Raw genomic sequence first — 20,281 nt, forward strand, 5'->3', positions numbered from 1 at the left:
ATCTCCTTGGCGGTTCCAGCCGCCGGTTGGGTGGCTTCGATGCACCCGGAGATTACGCCGTCCTCGAATTTCCACCAAACTCGCGACACTACCGCAAGCCTGCGCCACGAGCTTTCGACCTTGCGTAAGATATTCGGGCCACAGGAAACCAGCCCGATCGAGATCAGGCGTGATTGTGTGCGGTTGATCAAGGACCGGATCCATGTTGATGCCCTGGAAGGCGATGCAGACGGCGAATTGCTGGAGGGGATCGATATCGTCGGCGAGGACGGGTTCGAGGACTGGTTGCGCACGGCCCGTTCCGCGACCATGCAACCGGCGCACCGTAATCCGTTGCTTCACAGGTTATCCGGTGCCAGTGCCCCGTGTCATACGATCAAGATAGGTTTGCAAAATGTCATGACGGCCCCCGAAGACATGCGGGCCTCTACGACGGGGAATATATTGCTTGGAAAGATCACGCATTTCTTTATGGAATTTGGCGGTTTCGAGGTGGTCGATCTACGCGGTCCTGACCAGAATACCGCGCCCTGTGTTATTCCGGATGTGTATTTACAACTATTTGCCCAAAGCAATGATCTGCGGGTCGAAATATCACTCAGCCTGCTGCGCTCCTCGGACAAATCAACCATCTGGTCGCAGGTCCGGCACATACCGGTTACCGAACAAGGCAACATTACAGACTGGAGTCTGGCAAACGAATTATCTGATCAGATATTCACCAAACTGGCCGCCCAACCCGAACAATTCTCGACCGAGCCGCATCTGGCCGCTGCATTGGCGGTTCAGGGGATAAACAGCATGTTTTCACTGACGGCCCGAAACCTGAATCTATCGGACAAAAGCTTTGCTTTGGCATGTGATTTGAATGAAAGTTCCAGCATTCTGGCATGGCGGGCCTATTTGGGCGCCCACTGGATGGAAGAGCAGGACAGTTGCGAGCGCGATGATATTCTGGCGCGCACATATGAATACGCGGAACGGGCACTGGCGCTGGACCCTTATAATGGCCTGACGCTATCGCTTCTGTCCTTTGTATCCGCCTTTGTTTTTCGTGATTTCGAACAAGCCACCGAGCTGATTGACAGGGCGCATATGGTCCAGTCCGATCATGTCATGACCCATGATGCGCAGGCGCTTTTGTTATTATACAAAGGCGATCTGGTCGCAGCGCGTAAATCTGCGATGAAGGCAGCCATGCTGGGGCGTTTCCTGCCGCATCGCTATGCGTTTGTCACCACCCTGTGCATGATCGACACCCTGAACGGGGATTACCGGTCCGGTATTCGAAATGGCAATCTGGCCCTGTCGTTACAGCCAAAGAATACCGGCAAATACTATCCGCCAACCCTGCGCTATCTTGGGGCCTGTTACGCGCAAATGGGGCAGATTGGGCGTGCGCGCGAAACATTCGGACATCTTGCACGGGTCGAGCCGCATCTATCGTCGGCAATCATCGGCACGCAGGAATATCCTGTCCCCTCTACACAGGCGGCAAATGTGATCGGCAACAGCCTGTTGCTGTGCGATTTATAGACGCTTTTATTTAAGGGGAACCTCTGTAAATTCCCGTTTTCGCCTTCTTCGCGGCGGGGTGGACGGTTTTTCGCCTGTCCCGCCTGATTGCTTCGGATCATAAACCCATTTTCACCGGTTTCAAGCCGGTTTTGGGTATTTCAGGCACACCTCACCCCATGAACCCTTATCCCGGCGCCGCCAGGCCGCATTCGAACTGGACGAAGCGCTTCATGTTGTAGACCAGGTTCATCATCCCGATGCGAAATCGCGCCCGCTTCAGGCCGATGGAGCGGATCAGCTTGCCGCCCATGGAGCGCTCCTGAAAAGCGAATACATGCTCGACCCGGACCCGCACTTTCGAGCGCCTCCGGTTGGCCTTTTGCTGGCGCTCGCCAAGCGGCTTGCCGCGCCTGCCCTTGTGATGGATATGGCTGTGAAGCCCCCGCTCTTCCAGCTCGCTTTCGATCTTTTGCGAGCGATAGGCGCTGTCGGCCCACAGGTCCGATGAGGTGTTGCTCGCATCAATCAGACCGGCAAGCGCCTGGCTGTCATGCACGGCGGCATCGGTGACATCATAAGCGCGGATGAATTTGTGCCGCCGGTCGACATTGATGTGGTTCTTGTAGCCGTAATAGCTCTTGCCGTGCTTCTTCGTCCAGCGCGCATCCACGTCCTTCTGGCGCTTCTTGTGGGGTTTTTCCTCCCACTCTTCAGGCGTTTCGCCCGCCTTGATTTTCTCGTTCTCGTCCCTTTTGTTGTGCTGGCGCGGCGCCGGAACGATGCTCGCATCAACAATCTGCCCGCCCATCGCCAGATAGCCCTTTTCGCGCAGAAAGGCATCGAACTTGTCAAACAGCTCCTTCATCTTCCCGGCCCCGGCCAGCCTTTCACGGTAGGCCCAGATGGTCTTGGCGTCAGGTACGCTGTCTTCAATGCCAAGGCCGAGAAACCGCATGAACGACAGGCGGTCGCGGATCTGATACTCGATCTGATCGTCAGAGAGGTTGTAGAGCTGCTGCAAAACCATCGTCTTGAATATCAGCACCTCATCCCAAGGCGGGCGGCCAGCGTTGGATTTGCGCTGTTCGGGCGGCGTGCGCCATATGGCCTTCAGCTCGTCCCGGTAATCCTCGAACGGCACCATGTCGTTGAGCAACACCAGCGGATCACCAGATTTGTCCAGTCCCGCGTATCGGCTGGAAAGATCAAAAAATCCCATCTGACCCATGACAAAACCCCGTCGGTCGAATCATTTTCATCCTGATGACGATTCTACCCCGTCAGGCCGGATTTTGGGGGATTTTTAGAGGTTCCCATTGGATGAAGATGCCTCGCATATCAGCATTGGCACCGCGCGATTCACAGCGGCCTCTGTGCCGTGCCAAGGTATTGGCAGTGATCATCTAAGCTGTGTGCTGGACGGATCAACCATGTCTTCACCCGAAGTTGTACATGTTAATCTGTTCACCGCCCAAGTCAGCGATGACGAGGTTATCGAGTGGGAAAACTGTGCCAAGGGTGCGGCCAATTCGGCCAATGGTGAAATGGGAACCGAGGCAAGCTGTGTGCAAACGCGGATCAAGCCGATACCTACGACTTGGGGGGCACCAAAAGAGCTGTTCTTGAAAAAATCATGTGGAGAGCCTGAGGCGGCGACGCACAATGGTGAGACCGGCGTTGCGTGGTCTTGCGAGATTACGGCGATCGCTTTGACGGCTCCATTCGCGGGGACATATACATTTACCGAAGATGCAACAGGTGTTTCCGGCAGCAATAATGCTAACATTATTGGTATTCATCCCGCAAACAATGCGTGGGCATGTTCGCCTACAGTGCCGACGCAACAAACCGATTGTACAATTTTTGGCGGGGCCTTTAACCCCTCAGGGTTTGAAACAGTTGTGTTTGATCTGTTCGCACAAACCCACGGGGATAAACTTGTGGAATGGGAAAACTGCGCCGGCGGTGCTTACGCGTTTGACGGTGATAAACGCGAGATCAAGGGCAATTGCGAAAACATGACGTGGAAGCCTACGGGCACACCGGTTGATCCAACGTTCCGCATTCGTAAGGAGTGTAAGCTTGTAGACTTTGGGGTAAATGCTGGTAGTGTCGCGAGTTTGGTGGAAATTCGAGGACGGCGTAATCTCCGGGTGCATCGAAGCCACCCAACCGGCGGCTGGAACCGCCAAGGAGATCACGCCATGACAAAGAATACAGCAACATCGACATCCGCGCTACTGGCCAATGAAGCAGGCTATGACCCGATTGAAGACCGGCTGCGCCAGAACATCCGCGCGACGATCGAGGCGGTTTTCGAAGAGGAGCTGGAGCAGTTTCTGGGCCGTTGCCGGTATGGCCGCAGCGGCGGGGCAAAGGCCGGATACCGCCACGGGCATCGCGAGCGGCAACTGGTCGGAACATTTGGAACCGAAACGGTGCGCGTGCCGCGTGCGCGGATCACAGGCGAGGCCGGCAAGGCCAGAGAATGGCGCTCGAAGGCATTGCCCCGCTACCAGCGGCTGACGAAGAAGGCCGAGGCGCTGATCGCTGCTGTCTACCTTTCGGGCACCAACACACGGCGGGTAAAACGCGCCCTGTTCGGCCTGTTTCAGGGGGCGGTCAGCAAGGATGTGGTGAGCCGCGCCTGGCGCAAGGTGAAGGTGGACTGGCAGGCGTGGTGCGCCCGCAGCCTTGCGGATGAAGACATCGTGCGGCTGATCCTGGACGGCACCGTGATCAAAACGCGGATTGACAGGAAGGCCACCAATATCTCGGTTCTGGCCGCGATTGGCGTGCGCCGGGATGGGCAGAAGGTCTTGTTATCACTGATGAACATGGGCGGCGAAAGCACCTCCGCCTGGCGTCAGTTCATCAACGATCTGGATGCGCGCGGGTTGAAACGGCCCGAATTTGTCATCGTGGACGGGGCACCGGGACTTGAGGTCGCTCTCATTGCCCTCTGGGGTGAAGATCTGCCGATCCAGAGGTGCACGGTGCACAAGCACCGCAACCTTCTGGCCAAGGCACCCAAGCGTATGCATGATGAGTTGACAGAAGATTACCGCGACATGATCTACGCCAAAACACCCGAGGAAATCGCCACCCGCCGCAAGGCATTTCTGCGAAAATGGCGGCTGAAATGCAAGGCCGTCGCTGACAGCTTGGAAGAAGCAGGAGATAAGCTTTTCACCTTCACGCGTCTGCCACAAGGCCAGTGGAAATCGGCCAGAACGACAAATGCGATCGAACGCCTGAACGAGGAATTCCGCCGCCGCATCAAGACCCAGACCGTGCTGCCATGCGCCGAGACCGTGCCGATGCTGCTTTGGGCTCTGATGGCCTCGGGGCAGATCGTCATGCGAAAGGTCGATGGCTGGGAAACGCTCGCTCAGCCCGTCGCCGACGCAACCCTTGACCAAGCCGCCTGACCGGCGCATAACTCAACCCGCTCGGAGGTGCCTGAAATCAATTTCCACCACTTTCGAGACACAACCCAAATGCTTCGAACTACGCGTGTTCGATCCATATTGACCAAACCAACTCTGATCCTTTTAGTGGCACTTTGGTTGTGCAGGATTTGCTACATTATCTAAGCGGCACAAACACTTCACAATACATTTCGGGCCTGCAAGGCCTTCCGGCCAATTGGACGTGTGATAATGCGCCTTTTACCAATGGTGCAAGTTGTGAGATTTCGGCGGCAAACTTTATGGCCAATACCGGAAACCGGATCGATGTGCTGTTGTCGATTCCGCATAATGCTTTTGCCAAAGGTGGTTTTGAAAATTGCGCGGCGCTTGAGCTGAATGGCAAGGTTGTGGCCAATTCGAACTGTGTGCCGATTGAGCCACCTAAACCACCGGCGACGACTGAATATGACGTGACCAAAAGCTGTAAAGCATCGGGCGATCGTCGGACCTTTAGCAATACAGGATGGTTCCAGCCTTACCAATGTGTGATCACCGTCACGACCAATGGTGTGCCGTTTACCGATCCGTTATATGTGTTGGATGCATTAACGACTGGGGGGAATTCCCAATCGCCAGCATCCAAAATATTACATCCAGTGATCCGTGGCAGTGTATTCAAGGGCCATATGTTCCGGCAGGCACCCCAGGAGCGCAGCCTGGTTGTTGGATATCAAGTGCAGATTTTCCGCATAGTGTTGGCAGCTCGACCTTGATTGTGAACATGGTAATGAATGCAGGGAACGCGCTTCTGGGCACTGAAAACTGTGCCAACCTTATGTCGCTCGATGCCGCAACCGGACAGCCAACGCCGATTACCAGTTATTGCATTACGATCTTTGATCCGGCACCACCAGTTCCGGTTTTGGATGTGGTGAAAACTTGCGAACCGGCTGTGCAAAGTGGCAATATCTGGAATGTGGATTGCACTATAACCGTGACAGGACAAAACCTGCCTGCGGGCGAAGTTATCCGTATTTCGGATGAGATGCTTTCCGTCGGGCAAAACCATGCTGTCATGGGGCAAATATCTCAAACCGGGATCACCTCACAATGTGGGGGCGGTATGATTAACACTGGGTTTGCAAGCAGTTGTGATATTTCAACGGATGATCTGACGGCGAATGGCGGCACTATGGTGTTTGATTTCTCGGGTGCGATTGATGGGCCAGGTGGTTTTAAACTGGGCCAAAACGGAGGGGATCCAAAAAACTGCGCCTATGCAGATATTGCAAGCGCAGGCATTCACGGGCCAAAGAGTAATGCCCGAAAGTTGGTGATGGGGTGATTGGGTGGCATATCATGGCGGTGTTGACGCGCCGCGATTCTCAGAGAGAAAAGGATATGCCACATGGAAGACGATACTATTTTGGAGTTTACCGATCCAGCCGGAATTTCACCTGATCCGCTGACGGATATCTTGCGCAAAGGCGCGCGGGATCTGTTGGCACAGGCGGTCGAGGCCGAGGTTTGTGATCTGATGGCGCAACACGCGCATTTGAGGGATTCGGCCGGTCGCCAGCGCCTTGTTCGCCACGGATACCTGCCGGAGCGCGAGGTGATGACGGGGATCGGCCCTGTCCCGGTGAATGTGCCTCGGGTGCGTGATCGTGGCACGGGGGCGGAGAAGATCAGGTTCACCTCGACGCTTCTGCCGCCGTATCTGCGCCGGGCAAAGTCGGTCGAGGAGTTGTTGCCCTGGCTCTATCTCAAAGGTATTTCCACGGGTGATTTCGGCGAAGCACTGGCGGCCCTTCTGGGGCCTGATGCGGGTGGTTTGACATCGAGCACGATTTCGCGCCTGAAGGCGGAGTGGTGGGCAGAATACGAGCGTTGGAACCGGCGTGACCTGTCGGCCAAACGCTATGTGTATTTCTGGGCCGACGGGGTTTATTTCAAGCCGCGCACGGATGCTGACAAGCAATGCATGCTGGTGATCATCGGCGCGGACGAGTGGGGTAACAAGGATGTTCTGGGCCTCGTGGACGGGTATCGAGAAAGCAGCCAGAGCTGGCGTGAACTGCTGCTGGACTTGCAACGTCGTGGCCTCAGAAAAGCCCCTGATCTGGCCGTTGGTGATGGCGCGCTCGGCTTCTGGAACGCCTTGCGGGAGGTGTTCGGTGAGACCCGGGAGCAGCGCTGCTGGGTGCATAAAACCGGCAACGTCCTGAATGCCATGCCGAAGTCGCTGCAAGCCAAAGCCAAGGGCCATCTACAGGACATCTGGATGGCCGAGAACAAACGGGACGCCGAGGCCGCGTTCAATTTCTTCATCGAAGCCTATGGCGTGAAATACGAGCGTGCCGTGGGGAAGCTGACCAAGGACCGGGACGTGCTGCTGACCTTCTACGACTTCCCTGCCGAGCACTGGAAACACATCCGCACATCCAACCCCATCGAAAGCATATTTGCCACCGTGCGGCACCGAACGAAGAAGACCAAAGGCTGCCTCGGGCGCAAGACCGCCTTGGCAATGACCTTCCGCCTGATGATGTCGGCAAAGAAGAAATGGCGTAAACTCGACGGCGCATTCCGATTGCCGGAAATCATCGAAGGGGTTGAATTTAAGGACGGGATCAAGCAGGAAAAACATGCCGCCTGATTACTGCGTCACCAACTTTTGGGTATAGCTCCGGGCCAAATAATGCAGGCGGGAAATCATGTGTGAATATTCCGTTGTTGCTGTCTTTGGTTCCGCACTTGCCAGATGTTGGATGGACTGCGGAGCGGCCAACACCGATTGATCCCGTTGGGGTGGAGGATTGCAGTATTAATACGCTGTTTGTTGTAAACCGGTTCGGTTCGATGGACCGTATTGCAGCAGTTCGTATAGGCATTCAACATGCCTTGAATGCATTCCAGGGAAATGGCTCGGCCGCGGGTCTTATTACTTATGGGAACCTCTAAAAATCCCCCAAAATCCGGCCTGACGGGGTAGAATCGTCATCAGGATGAAAATGATTCGACCGACGGGGTTTTGTCATGGGTCAGATGGGATTTTTTGATCTTTCCAGCCGATACGCGGGACTGGACAAATCTGGTGATCCGCTGGTGTTGCTCAACGACATGGTGCCGTTCGAGGATTACCGGGACGAGCTGAAGGCCATATGGCGCACGCCGCCCGAACAGCGCAAATCCAACGCTGGCCGCCCGCCTTGGGATGAGGTGCTGATATTCAAGACGATGGTTTTGCAGCAGCTCTACAACCTCTCTGACGATCAGATCGAGTATCAGATCCGCGACCGCCTGTCGTTCATGCGGTTTCTCGGCCTTGGCATTGAAGACAGCGTACCTGACGCCAAGACCATCTGGGCCTACCGTGAAAGGCTGGCCGGGGCCGGGAAGATGAAGGAGCTGTTTGACAAGTTCGATGCCTTTCTGCGCGAAAAGGGCTATCTGGCGATGGGCGGGCAGATTGTTGATGCGAGCATCGTTCCGGCGCCGCGCCAGCACAACAAAAGGGACGAGAACGAGAAAATCAAGGCGGGCGAAACGCCTGAAGAGTGGGAGGAAAAACCCCACAAGAAGCGCCAGAAGGACGTGGATGCGCGCTGGACGAAGAAGCACGGCAAGAGCTATTACGGCTACAAGAACCACATCAATGTCGACCGGCGGCACAAATTCATCCGCGCTTATGATGTCACCGATGCCGCCGTGCATGACAGCCAGGCGCTTGCCGGTCTGATTGATGCGAGCAACACCTCATCGGACCTGTGGGCCGACAGCGCCTATCGCTCGCAAAAGATCGAAAGCGAGCTGGAAGAGCGGGGGCTTCACAGCCATATCCATCACAAGGGCAGGCGCGGCAAGCCGCTTGGCGAGCGCCAGCAAAAGGCCAACCGGAGGCGCTCGAAAGTGCGGGTCCGGGTCGAGCATGTATTCGCTTTTCAGGAGCGCTCCATGGGCGGCAAGCTGATCCGCTCCATCGGCCTGAAGCGGGCGCGATTTCGCATCGGGATGATGAACCTGGTCTACAACATGAAGCGCTTCGTCCAGTTCGAATGCGGCCTGGCGGCGCCGGGATAAGGGTTCATGGGGTGAGGTGTGCCTGAAATACCCAAAACCGGCTTGAAACCGGTGAAAATGGGTTTATGATCCGAAGCAATCAGGCGGGACAGGCGAAAAACCGTCCACCCCGCCGCGAAGAAGGCGAAAACGGGAATTTACAGAGGTTCCCTTATGGCAGTGGAGGGTCTACGGGGGTCCCAATTCGAGAAATTCCAGACCAATACATGCTTTCTCAAACTCTAGGCCTTACAGCAAGTGGTCCCACGGCATGGGGTACTGGGCTTTTTTACGCTTGGGGTGATGTTCAGCAAGCAACTAAAAAACCACTTGTGTTGGGTAGTGTCGCGAGTTTGGTGGAAATTCGAGGACGGCGTAATCTCCGGGTGCATCGAAGCCACCCAACCGGCGGCTGGAACCGCCAAGGAGATCACGCCATGACAAAGAATACAGCAACATCGACATCCGCGCTACTGGCCAATGAAGCAGGCTATGACCCGATTGAAGACCGGCTGCGCCAGAACATCCGCGCGACGATCGAGGCGGTTTTCGAAGAGGAGCTGGAGCAGTTTCTGGGCCGTTGCCGGTATGGCCGCAGCGGCGGGGCAAAGGCCGGATACCGCCACGGGCATCGCGAGCGGCAACTGGTCGGAACATTTGGAACCGAAACGGTGCGCGTGCCGCGTGCGCGGATCACAGGCGAGGCCGGCAAGGCCAGAGAATGGCGCTCGAAGGCATTGCCCCGCTACCAGCGGCTGACGAAGAAGGCCGAGGCGCTGATCGCTGCTGTCTACCTTTCGGGCACCAACACACGGCGGGTAAAACGCGCCCTGTTCGGCCTGTTTCAGGGGGCGGTCAGCAAGGATGTGGTGAGCCGCGCCTGGCGCAAGGTGAAGGTGGACTGGCAGGCGTGGTGCGCCCGCAGCCTTGCGGATGAAGACATCGTGCGGCTGATCCTGGACGGCACCGTGATCAAAACGCGGATTGACAGGAAGGCCACCAATATCTCGGTTCTGGCCGCGATTGGCGTGCGCCGGGATGGGCAGAAGGTCTTGTTATCACTGATGAACATGGGCGGCGAAAGCACCTCCGCCTGGCGTCAGTTCATCAACGATCTGGATGCGCGCGGGTTGAAACGGCCCGAATTTGTCATCGTGGACGGGGCACCGGGACTTGAGGTCGCTCTCATTGCCCTCTGGGGTGAAGATCTGCCGATCCAGAGGTGCACGGTGCACAAGCACCGCAACCTTCTGGCCAAGGCACCCAAGCGTATGCATGATGAGTTGACAGAAGATTACCGCGACATGATCTACGCCAAAACACCCGAGGAAATCGCCACCCGCCGCAAGGCATTTCTGCGAAAATGGCGGCTGAAATGCAAGGCCGTCGCTGACAGCTTGGAAGAAGCAGGAGATAAGCTTTTCACCTTCACGCGTCTGCCACAAGGCCAGTGGAAATCGGCCAGAACGACAAATGCGATCGAACGCCTGAACGAGGAATTCCGCCGCCGCATCAAGACCCAGACCGTGCTGCCATGCGCCGAGACCGTGCCGATGCTGCTTTGGGCTCTGATGGCCTCGGGGCAGATCGTCATGCGAAAGGTCGATGGCTGGGAAACGCTCGCTCAGCCCGTCGCCGACGCAACCCTTGACCAAGCCGCCTGACCGGCGCATAACTCAACCCGCTCGGAGGTGCCTGAAATCAATTTCCACCACTTTCGAGACACAACCTTGTGGCGGATGGTCATGCGGTGACGGTTCTGTCTGGCGGTCTGCCGGTGGCGCAGTTCGATACAGACGGGATTGCATTGCGCCAACTGCCGCCGCTGCGTTCGGACGGCATCAATTTTACCCGTCTGCTGACCGTCGAGGGGGACGTGGCCGATGCGGCCTATCTGGCCACTCGCGAAACCGAGCTGGCACAGGCCGTCACCGATACGCGCCCCGATATTGTGATCACCGAACTGTTCCCCTTTGGCCGCCGTGTGTTGCGCGGCGAATTCATGGCGCTGATCGGGGCCGCACGGGCGCAAACCCCTCGCTCTGTTATTCTGGCCTCGGTCCGTGACATCCTTGCGCCGCCCTCAAACCCGCAAAAAGCACAGAAAACCGATAGCATTGTTCTGGAGCATTACGACGGTGTTCTGGTGCACTCCGACCCAACCAGCACCCCGCTTGAGCAAAGCTGGCCGGTGACACCCGCGTTGCAGGAAAAACTGCTTTATACCGGCTACGTCGCCCCGCCGCCTGCGGGTGCGCACCCCGACAGACTGGGACAGGGCGAGGTGATCGTCAGCGCCGGTGGTGGATCAGTTGGCCGACACTTGTTCACTGCCGCCGTTGCTGCCGCTGGGTTGTCGCCAGCGTTGCGCTGGCGTGTGCTGGTTGGCGGGGGCAATGCCCAAGCTGTGATTGCGCAGCTTTCGGCAAAGGCTCCGTCGAATATCATCCTTGAACCCGCCCGCCCTGATTTTCGCCAGATGCTGACCCACGCCGCCTGTTCCGTCAGCATGTGCGGCTACAACACCGCGCTGGACCTGTTGCAGGCGGGCACACCATCGCTGTTCATTCCGTTCGACGAGGGCGGCGAGGTTGAACAAACCCTGCGGGCCGAAAGCCTGAGCCATCTGCCGATAATGCAAATGCTGCGCGCCGCTGATCTGACGCCAGAACGCCTGTTGCAAGAGGTGGAGGCGCTGCTGAGGCTGCCTCGTGGAAAGGCACCGGGTCTGCGGTTCAACGGGGCGCAGGAAAGCGTGCGGATTGCGTGTGGTATGGCGGAGGGGCGGGCATGAAGATTGACTGGACTCCGGTTGTCGATGAACTGGCGCACTGGCGTCAGGCGGGTTTGACGCTGCCGATATGGTGGCGCGATGATGATGCCATCGCCCCGACGCCTGCGCTGGACCGGTTGATCGCATTGTCCGAAGCCGTGCAAGTGCCGGTGCATCTGGCCGTGATCCCGAAAACCGCCACGCCAGAGCTGGCGATGCGGGTTGCGGACACAGATCACCTGATCCCCGTGGTGCATGGCTGGGCGCATCAGAACCTTGCCCCGCAAACTGCCAAAAAGGCCGAATTCGGCGATACCCGCGATCTGGCCGAAGTGACGCAGGATGTGCAAAACGGCTTGACCCGCCTGCAATCCCTGTTCGGTCCGCGCCTTAAGCGGATGTTCGTGCCGCCGTGGAACCGCATTGCGCCGATGCATTTCCCTGCGCTGACAAAGGCGGGCTATAAAACCCTGTCCACCTACACCCCGCGCAACGCCCCTTTTGCCGCACAGGGTTTGCAACAGATCAACACCCACCTTGACCCGATCAACTGGCGCGCTGGCAAAACCCTGATTGCGCCCGAGGATTTGGTGGCGCAACTGGTCACTTTGATGGTTGATCGCCGCACGGGCAAGACCGATAATGACGAGCCTTTGGGCCTGCTGACCCACCACCTTGTGCATGATGCTGACATCTGGGAGTTTACCCGACAACTGCTCGAGGTTCTGACATCCGGCCCCGTGACATTTACCGCCACCCTTAACGAAAGACGAAAACCATGAGCCGACTGGACAGTATGATGCGCCGCTTAAGCGCCCAACGTGACGGGCTGGAATGGGCCGCCGAACAGACCAAGGATATGAACGGCGACGCACTGGACATGGGGCTGGGCAACGGGCGCACCTATGACCATTTGCGCGAAATACTGGACCGGCGTATCTGGGTGATCGACCGTGTATTGCAGTGCCATCCGTCCTGCGTGCCACCCTCGCAGGATTTTCTGGAAGGTGAGGCCGAAGAGATGCTGCAAAAGTTGGCCGCGATGGGGGCGAAAATCGTGCTGGCGCATTATGATTTCGGGTTTGGCGTCAAGGAAAAGGACGTCGAAGAAGCCGCTCGTCTTAGCCCGGCCATAGCGCGTGTAATGGTGCCCGGCGGGGTTATCGTTTCTGGTCAGCCCTTGGTCGGGTTCGAGGCAGTCGAGGGGCCGGCGGGTATTGCCAAGGACCGTTATTATTTCTACCGAACCTGAGCTATAATGCCTTGATGGTGCGTTCCTTAGCTGCCGGAGTGATTGCCGGTGGTCGCAAAGTATTCACCCAATGCGATTCTCGTCCAGCTTTTTGGCATTATCATTCTATCAATATTATAAGGGTCATGCCTAGCTGAGTGACAATAAATTGTCATAAGGCTATGAAAAGGCATGAAGAATAGATACGCACACGGTTCCCGCGTTTCAGAGAAGAAAATCCGCGAGATTGTTCGGTATTTTGCCGCTGATCTGACGGCCACCCAGGCTACCCAGCTCTCGGGTCTCAACCGCAATACCGTCAATCGGTTTTACCGCGCTTTGCGCGAGCGTATCCTTTTGGCCTGCGAGGCACAGCGTCCGATGTTCGGCATCATAGAAGTGGACGAAAGCTTCTTTGGCGCGCGACGTGTGAAAGGCAAGCGCGGACGCGGGGCTTATGGGAAGACGACCGTGTTTGGCGTCTTCGAGCGTGACGGAAAGGTCTACACCGAGATCGTACCGGACTGCTCAAAGCCAACCCTGCAAGGGATTATCCGCGGTCGGGTTGATCCGGCATCCGTGATCAACACAGACGGCTGGCGCGGCTATAACGGTTTGGTGGATTTGGGATACGGGCACTTCCGTGTCGACCATTCCAAGGATGAATTCGCGCGTGGCCGCGTGCACATCAACGGCATCGAAGGCTTCTGGGGATTGGCCAAACTACGCCTTGCCAAGTTCAAGGGCCTTCCCAAACACACCTTCCATTTGCATCTCAAGGAAACAGAATGGCGCTATAATCATCGCAACTTGAACAAGTACAAGATACTGCTAAGCTACCTCAGAGAAAACCCGCTCAGCTAGGCATGACCCTATTATAAAATCACCCTTCTTGAACACGGGACTACAGAAACAGCACTGCATGTAAAGAGGTGGTCCCACTTTTTTGACCAGTCAGCAGCCAGTTTAAGATGGATCAGGGTTTCATTTAGGCTGCCAAACTCATTGGTTTTGTTTTTCTGTCATAGGCTTCATCCGGGGTCAATATTCCGTGGGTGGAATGCGGGCGCTCGGTGTTGTAGTAAGCCAACCATTTCCCGATCCCGGCGCGGGTCTGCGAACCCGTTTCAAATGCGTTGAGGTAAATGCATTCGTATTTCAAGGATCGCCAAAGCCGCTCGATCATCCGGTTATCGACCCAGCGACCTTTGCCATCCATCGAGATTTTCACGTCGGCTTCTTTCAGCGCCTGCGTCTATTCAAACCCGGTGAACTGGCTGCCCTGGTCGCTGTTCATGATATCGGGCTTGCCGTATTTGGCCATAGCCTCTTTCAGGGCTTCAACGCAAAAATCTGCCTCCATGCTGTTTGACAATCTCCAGCTCAAAACCTTGCGGCTGTGCCAGTCCATGATCGCGACCAAATAGAGGAACCCGCGCTGCATCGGAATGTAGGTGATATCTACGCACCACACATGGTTTGGACGATCAATCGTCAGGTCTCGCAGCAGATACGGGTAGATCTTATGCTGCGGATGTTTCTTGCTCGTGTTGGGCGTCTGGTAGATCGGAACCAACCGCATCAGCCGCATCAAACGGCGGACCCTGTGGCGACCACACTTGTAACCTTGGCGCTGCATGTGCCGGGCCATTTGCCGTGATCCATACCACGGCGTCTGCAAGAATTGCTTGTCGATTATTGTCATGAACCGCAAATTTTCAGCACTTTCGCCTTTTGGCTGGTAATACAGGTTCGAGCGCGCCAGAGAAAGTAGCCCGCATTGTCGTCGCACACTCAGATCATGCTCACGGCTCACCATTTTTTGCCTCGCTTCCCGAGCAACTGTTGCGAGGCGTTGGCTAAAAAATCCCGTTCCACGACCAGCTGACCAATCTTGGAGTGCAGCTTCTCAATCTGGGCTTCATCAACCCGATCAGGATCACGGCCCCGTCTGGAAAATGCCGTGGCCATGTTTTCAATCGCTGCTCGTTTCCATGTGCCAATCTGGGTTGGATGCACACCATACTTCTTCGACAGCTCCGCCATCGTCATTTCCTCGCGGATTGCTTCAAGCGCAACGCGGGCTTTGAATTCGGGAGAATGGTTCTTTCGTTTCGTCATTTTGAATCGTCTTTCTCATAAGTCGATCCACCTTAACAACTGGTCCGAATTTCCGCGACCACCTCTTAACGAATTATTTATTCCCTAATGAAGTGGCTAGGGAGTTTATGCGAATTGATATATCGGCCTTAAGAATATTACAACAATTACAATGTGATATCTGCGCTTTAGGTTGTGTAAAAGGTAAATCCCATTTCATTCGCATGCAATTAAAATAGCAAGCAAAATCAGCCGGTTTCGGTCCGGTTTCATAATTATGCCATATTTAGGATTTCGTTTTGCCCCATTTCGGATGACCATTATAGGCGTGCTGACTATTTCTATGGTTGTGTGTGGCAGGGTTCATTTCGGTGTAAAGAAATTACACCTAAACCAGTGAGACCCAGGTGATAAGGGGCTTAAAAATGCGATTGATGGTTTTGTTGCAATTCGTTGTCATGGCGATCTGGCCGAATGCCGTGCTTGCGGACGAGGTCTGGATAACAGAAGACCTTCCGGAACTATCATTCGAGATACGCGGAAAATCGTATTTGATAAAACGGGGCAATGATAACTCGGAATATATTGCCAAAGTCTACCCTCCCAAGGCGCCGCGAGCCTGTCCCCCGCATTGTTTGCAGCCAATGATCCAGTATGATGGTGTTACCCCGGTTGGCGAAGTGGGACTTGTGACATTCATCGAAGACTATGTGCTGACTGGTGATGGCTATCTTGTGGATACCCGTGTCGGGAACTGGTTCAAGGCCGGAACAATTCCGGGGGCGATCAACCTGCCGTTCAACATGTTCAACAATACACCGACCAACCCGTTTTACGAACCTCTGATGACGCAACTGGGGGGTAAGAAAACAGATAAAGGTTGGGATTTTTCAGATGCGAAATATCTGCTTCTGTTTTGCAATGGTGCGGATTGCGGGCAATCCCCAAGGGCAATCAGAAACCTTGTTAACGGCGGATATGACCCTGAAAAACTGATGTATTATCGGGGTGGTATGAAAGACTGGGTTCGCTACGGGTTCAGTATTCAAATGCCGGAGTAGGATATGATCCAGTCATTTTATTACATCCTAAGAAATTTGAAAATTACGGTTCTCGGTTTCATGATTATTGCTACCGTTCTTCCCGTCCCTGTTCATGCCCAACAGACAGCCTGGATATTCATCGGGCAGCAATCTGCATTCGATGTCGCATCTGTCCGGCCTTCGACGCTACGCCGCTTGCGGTTCTATTCTGAAAAGGCGCGTGCCGCTCTGGCAGAAATGGCAAAAGCTGACAATCTGACAGGAGCTACAGGCGAAGAATTGGCAGCAACGGCAACAGCGAATCTGCGAAAGTGGGTTGAAAAACTGATCGACGCCGGGGCCAAAGCCAAGCTGGATCTGGAACAGACCGCTGCCTTTTTTGCACAGGACCTGCGCGAGAATTACACCGGCCAGCTGCCGTTCATTGTGTTCAACGAGGCCGGAGAGCTGAACACCAGCCAGCTGTTTCAGGGTGTTTACGATGCCCGTGCCAGTATTACCGCAAGTGCGGATGCCGATTATCTGGCTTATGTGAATAATCTGGGCAATGAGGCGATATCGGGCAATATCCCGAAGCCGGAACAACCAACGCAAAGAGCGGCAGCAAGTCCAAAAGAAGAACCACAACGCGACCCTGCGATTCAGGCCTATTGGGACAGGCTGATCGAACGAGATGGCATGCGGTATATTCGGGTTGCGCCAGGTGATACGCTGGCAACCTACGCATCTGCATTCTATGGCGATTCATTGCAATATCGTAAAATCTACTCGGCAAATACGGATGTTATGGAAACGCCAAACCTGCTGACAGTCGGGGATACCATAGAAATACCCCGATGATCGCGGATGGGTTAGACATGTAGGTTAGGTTTGGTGGAGCCTAGGAGGATCGAACTCCTGACCTCCTCGCTGCCAGCGAGGCGCTCTCCCAGCTGAGCTAAGGCCCCTATCGGGTATCACCGTGAGACGCTGTTTAGGCGTCTGCGGGGATCAGTTCAAGCGAAAAAATCCCCGCGAGATAAATTATGTGTCGTCGTCGTTGACGGTCACATCCGCGATCTCTTCCAGCGGGATTGTGTCGTCATCTTCTTCGTCGTCCAGAACATCATCGCCCAGATCAACATCGGTGGTGTCGGCATCATCCAGAACGATTTCTTCGCCCTCGACAACCACATCTTCTTTGGGCTTGGCGCTGGCATCTTCTTTGTCGGCAACCATGGTGCGGGTTTTGCTACCGGCATCAACATCGACAACTTCGCCTGTGTAAGGGCTGACCACCGGGTCTTTGTTCAGGTCGTAAAACCGCTTGCCGGTTTCCGGACAGACGCGCTTGACGCCCCATTCTTCCTTGGGCATGTGATTCCCTTTCAAACATTGCACTTTTGTCATGAGTTGGGGCCAACTGCCACAACAAGACGGGGCTGTCAAAGGCTTTTGCACTTTTGGGTGTTTTAAGGGTGAATCCGGTGCCTTTGCACGCTAGGATCAAACAACAGGCATTTCGTGGACAGGCATATGGAACAGATCGAACTGACAGGCCCGCCATTGCTCACCGTCACCTTGCGCCGTTCGCGCCGGTCACGGCGGTTATCGTTGCGGGTGTCACAACTGGACGGACGGGTGACGATGAGCCTGCCTCTGCGCACCCCTCTGCGCGAGGCCCGCATGTTCGCGCAAGAAAAAGAGGGCTGGATCAGGCAGACCCTGTCCAAGCGCCCCGATGCGGCGCGGCCGGTGATTGGCGGGCAGGTTCTGTTTGAAGGGCGCGAGGTGGATATTGTCATAGGCAAGGGGCGGGTGGCCAAATATGTGGACGGGCAGATCGCCGTGCCCAATAATTCCGACCGCGTGGCGCCACGCCTTGTGGCCTTTCTAAAGCTGACAGCACGCATGCGATTGCGCGAGGCGTCGGACCGCTATGCGGCGGCGCTGGGCACCTCATACGGGCGGCTAACGATCCGCGATACGCGGTCACGCTGGGGATCCTGTTCCAGTGAAGGCAATCTGATGTACTCATGGCGTCTGATTATGGCCCCGCCCGAAGTGCTGGATTACGTCGCTGCGCACGAGGTGTCACATTTGATGGAAATGAACCATTCGCCTGACTACTGGCGTGTGGTGGCCAGCATCTACCCCGATTATAAAGCCCCGCGTGTATGGTTGCGGCAGAACGGGTCATTATTGCACCGCTATCGCTTCTTGGATTGACCCGCTGTGCGGTTTTGTGATCACATGCGGCCATGTTAAGCCAACAACGCCCCCCCGAAACAACCGCCCCGTCGCATGATCAGATTTATCGCCAGATGCGCACCAGAATCATGCACGGCGAACTGACCCCCGGCACGGCCCTGACCCTGCGTGGATTGGGCAAGGAATTCGGCGTGTCGATGACGCCCGCCCGCGAGGCGATCCGCCGTTTGGCCGCCGAAGGGGCGCTAACCCTGTCCAGCTCGGGCCGTGTCACCACGCCGGAACTGAGCAACGAGCGGATCGAGGAGCTGGCCGCCTTGCGCGCGCTTCTGGAACCGGAACTGTCCAGCCGCGCCCTGCCGCGGGCGCATATTGCGCTGATTGACCGGTTGCAGGCGATCAATACCACTATTGCCGAGGCCATCGCGAAACAGGATGCCTCGGCCTATATCCGCACAAATCTGGAGTTCCACCGCACGCTTTACTTACGCGCACAGGCGCCGGCAATGCTGGCCATGACCGAAACCGTCTGGTTGCAACTGGGGCCGACCATGTGCTCCCTGTATGGCCGCCTGCGCCGGACCGAGCCGCCCCACAACCACCGCCTGATCATCGCAGCCCTTCGGGCGGGGGACGAACCCAGTCTGCGATTGGCGGTGCGCACGGATGTTACTCAGGGGTTAAAGCTGTTGGTCGGTTAACTGCGTTTGGCTCGCGGCACCAAAAGCCAGGGGCCGACCTTGAAGGCAAACAATCCGAACGCTGTGATCCACGCCAGGGCCGAGCCTGTGATGGCCCAGTCATAGTCCGGCCAGATCGCACCGGTGACCCGTAATGCCATGCTGATGCCGACCATTGCCATGGCAAGGTTCAGAACGCCACTCGAGGCCAGCGTCCGCCCCGTATGCCCCAGACTGGCCCGCACCATCACGGCGATGGTCATGCCGCCCACCGCGCCAATGCCGAACACATGCAGCGCGGCCACGCTGACCCGGGGCAGGTCAAACCACATGCCTGTGGCCAGCGTTAGAAATCCGACAGGGATAAACGCATAGAAGATATGCAACACCAGCAGCAGCGGATTGGACAATGTGCGCAAGCCCGCCCAACGCCACAGCCGCACGATATGAAGGCCGCCAAGAACGGCAAACAGCGGGCCAAGAAACGGCTGCTCTAGAAATACCCACAAAAGCAATGCCAACGCCGACCCGACCGTGACCGCAACATCATATCGGTTGAACGGCACTGGCATTCTGCCCGGTTCTTGGCGTGCCAGCCAGTTGCGGGTGAAACTGGGAATGATCCGCCCGCCGATCAGCATCAGCAGGATTAGGATGGCGGTGAAGCCCATGCGCACGGGGGCTGCTCCCGTGCCGCCCGTGGCAACGTCGATATGGAACCAGATGTTTGTCAGGCCTAACCCCAGAATGGGGATCATCACTTTGACATTGCGCCAGTTCTGTCCAGAAATAATCTCGCGGGCAATCACCGCGCCCAGAACCGGCAGGAATGCGGCGTCAATGGTGGCGGTTACGGCATAGGGAACGGTGTCGCCCAGCAACATCGCCACACGTCCGGCCAGCCACAAGGCAAAGATTGCCATCAGGCGGTAGCCCACTACAGGCAAGCGGCCGGTCCAGTTGGGCACTGCGGTAAACAGGAACCCGGCAATCACAGCCGAAGTATAACCGAACAGCATTTCATGTTTATGCCACTCCACCGGTGCAAGGCGGGTGTTGATCACATCATGGCCCAATAGGTTGAACAGCCACAGCGTTACCGCAAAGATGGCGAACAACGAAGCGGACAGAAAAAACGGCCTGAACCCGCCGCTAAAAAACGGATGCCCCTGCCATGCGCGTTCGCGTTTTCCGCCATGTTGTTTCAGCAGGGGTGGTTGCATGTCTGGTCTCGCTATCCGGAGTAATGCCCGAAAGTTGGTGATGGGGTG

At 56.2% G+C, this 20,281-nt stretch carries 18 protein-coding genes, 1 tRNA gene and 1 pseudogene; 15 read left to right on the forward strand and 5 right to left on the reverse strand.

The genetic code is table 11. The annotated features are described in order from the left end of the window. Positions 1-39: 39 nt before the first annotated feature. Entirely contained in the window at positions 40-1,536 is a 1,497-nt protein-coding gene (locus ACQY4M_RS01090) for a hypothetical protein (RefSeq protein WP_428539741.1), read from the forward strand. A 166-nt stretch (positions 1,537-1,702) separates the two neighbouring features. Here ACQY4M_RS01090 and ACQY4M_RS01095 read toward each other — a convergent pair whose 3' ends face one another. Beyond that, complete coding sequence (locus ACQY4M_RS01095; RefSeq protein WP_428539227.1) at positions 1,703-2,746, reverse strand: IS5 family transposase; 1,044 nt, start codon at positions 2,744-2,746, stop codon at positions 1,703-1,705. 976 nt (positions 2,747-3,722) lie between these two features. Between ACQY4M_RS01095 and ACQY4M_RS01100 the strand changes: the two genes are divergently transcribed. From ACQY4M_RS01100 to ACQY4M_RS01145, 10 genes are all read left to right on the forward strand, one after another. Beyond that, complete coding sequence (locus tag ACQY4M_RS01100; RefSeq protein WP_428539582.1) at positions 3,723-4,949, forward strand: IS256 family transposase; 1,227 nt, start codon at positions 3,723-3,725, stop codon at positions 4,947-4,949. A gap of 281 nt (positions 4,950-5,230) precedes the next feature. Next, positions 5,231-5,704 carry a hypothetical protein gene (locus ACQY4M_RS01105; RefSeq protein WP_428539744.1) on the forward strand — a complete coding sequence of 158 codons (474 nt, stop codon included), beginning with the start codon at positions 5,231-5,233 and terminating at the stop codon, positions 5,702-5,704. Next, positions 5,701-6,276, forward strand: coding sequence for a hypothetical protein (locus tag ACQY4M_RS01110; protein ID WP_428539747.1), 576 nt, complete (start codon positions 5,701-5,703; stop codon positions 6,274-6,276). Before ACQY4M_RS01105 ends, ACQY4M_RS01110 begins: the two co-directional genes overlap by 4 nt. Before the next feature lie 63 nt (positions 6,277-6,339). Further along, entirely contained in the window at positions 6,340-7,590 is a 1,251-nt protein-coding gene (locus ACQY4M_RS01115) for an IS256 family transposase (protein ID WP_428539230.1), read from the forward strand. 380 nt (positions 7,591-7,970) lie between these two features. Further along, positions 7,971-9,014 (forward strand): IS5 family transposase, encoded by a 1,044-nt coding sequence (locus ACQY4M_RS01120; protein WP_428539227.1) that lies wholly within the window; start codon positions 7,971-7,973, stop codon positions 9,012-9,014. A 416-nt stretch (positions 9,015-9,430) separates the two neighbouring features. After that, on the forward strand, positions 9,431-10,657 hold the full coding sequence (locus ACQY4M_RS01125) for an IS256 family transposase (protein ID WP_428539582.1): 1,227 nt from the start codon (positions 9,431-9,433) through the stop codon (positions 10,655-10,657). Positions 10,658-10,743: 86 nt separating this feature from the next. Continuing rightward, positions 10,744-11,787 carry a glycosyltransferase family protein gene (locus ACQY4M_RS01130; RefSeq protein WP_428539750.1) on the forward strand — a complete coding sequence of 348 codons (1,044 nt, stop codon included), beginning with the start codon at positions 10,744-10,746 and terminating at the stop codon, positions 11,785-11,787. Further along, positions 11,784-12,548 carry a polysaccharide deacetylase family protein gene (locus ACQY4M_RS01135; RefSeq protein WP_428539753.1) on the forward strand — a complete coding sequence of 255 codons (765 nt, stop codon included), beginning with the start codon at positions 11,784-11,786 and terminating at the stop codon, positions 12,546-12,548. The genes ACQY4M_RS01130 and ACQY4M_RS01135 overlap by 4 nt, the downstream gene beginning before the upstream one ends. Next, complete coding sequence (locus tag ACQY4M_RS01140) at positions 12,545-13,018, forward strand: class I SAM-dependent methyltransferase (RefSeq protein ID WP_428539756.1); 474 nt, start codon at positions 12,545-12,547, stop codon at positions 13,016-13,018. Before ACQY4M_RS01135 ends, ACQY4M_RS01140 begins: the two co-directional genes overlap by 4 nt. A 171-nt stretch (positions 13,019-13,189) precedes the next feature. Continuing rightward, entirely contained in the window at positions 13,190-13,861 is a 672-nt protein-coding gene (locus ACQY4M_RS01145) for an IS1595 family transposase (protein WP_428539759.1), read from the forward strand. A gap of 124 nt (positions 13,862-13,985) precedes the next feature. On the opposite strand, the pseudogene ACQY4M_RS01150 reads toward ACQY4M_RS01145, so the two are convergent. After that, positions 13,986-15,118, reverse strand: a pseudogene (locus ACQY4M_RS01150) (IS3 family transposase). A 404-nt stretch (positions 15,119-15,522) separates the two neighbouring features. On the opposite strand from ACQY4M_RS01150, the gene ACQY4M_RS01155 reads away from it, so the two are divergent. Beyond that, positions 15,523-16,158 carry a rhodanese-like domain-containing protein gene (locus ACQY4M_RS01155; RefSeq protein ID WP_428539762.1) on the forward strand — a complete coding sequence of 212 codons (636 nt, stop codon included), beginning with the start codon at positions 15,523-15,525 and terminating at the stop codon, positions 16,156-16,158. Positions 16,159-16,161: 3 nt separating this feature from the next. Next, positions 16,162-16,980 carry a LysM peptidoglycan-binding domain-containing protein gene (locus ACQY4M_RS01160; RefSeq protein WP_428539765.1) on the forward strand — a complete coding sequence of 273 codons (819 nt, stop codon included), beginning with the start codon at positions 16,162-16,164 and terminating at the stop codon, positions 16,978-16,980. A gap of 31 nt (positions 16,981-17,011) precedes the next feature. On the opposite strand, the gene ACQY4M_RS01165 is transcribed toward ACQY4M_RS01160, so the two are convergent. Together ACQY4M_RS01165 and ACQY4M_RS01170 are read right to left on the reverse strand one after the other, a co-directional pair. After that, positions 17,012-17,087 (reverse strand) — tRNA-Ala (locus ACQY4M_RS01165). 76 nt (positions 17,088-17,163) lie between these two features. Next, positions 17,164-17,496 carry a TIGR02300 family protein gene (locus tag ACQY4M_RS01170; protein WP_428539768.1) on the reverse strand — a complete coding sequence of 111 codons (333 nt, stop codon included), beginning with the start codon at positions 17,494-17,496 and terminating at the stop codon, positions 17,164-17,166. 159 nt (positions 17,497-17,655) lie between these two features. On the opposite strand from ACQY4M_RS01170, the gene ACQY4M_RS01175 reads away from it, so the two are divergent. Both ACQY4M_RS01175 and ACQY4M_RS01180 read left to right on the forward strand, forming a co-directional pair. Beyond that, complete coding sequence (locus tag ACQY4M_RS01175; RefSeq protein WP_428539771.1) at positions 17,656-18,348, forward strand: M48 family metallopeptidase; 693 nt, start codon at positions 17,656-17,658, stop codon at positions 18,346-18,348. Between the two features lie 32 nt (positions 18,349-18,380). Beyond that, positions 18,381-19,031: a GntR family transcriptional regulator gene (locus ACQY4M_RS01180; RefSeq protein ID WP_428539774.1), complete on the forward strand. Its 651-nt coding sequence runs from the start codon at positions 18,381-18,383 to the stop codon at positions 19,029-19,031. On the opposite strand, the gene ACQY4M_RS01185 is transcribed toward ACQY4M_RS01180, so the two are convergent. Further along, the gene (locus ACQY4M_RS01185) at positions 19,028-20,233 is read right to left on the reverse strand and encodes an NnrS family protein (RefSeq protein ID WP_428539777.1); all 1,206 of its coding nucleotides are present in this window, start codon (positions 20,231-20,233) and stop codon (positions 19,028-19,030) included. The two genes, ACQY4M_RS01180 and ACQY4M_RS01185, sit on opposite strands and share 4 nt — an antisense overlap. Between the last annotated feature and the right edge of the window lie 48 nt (positions 20,234-20,281).

The organism is Profundibacter sp., assembly GCF_965277155.1.
GTDB lineage: Bacteria > Pseudomonadota > Alphaproteobacteria > Rhodobacterales > Rhodobacteraceae > Profundibacter.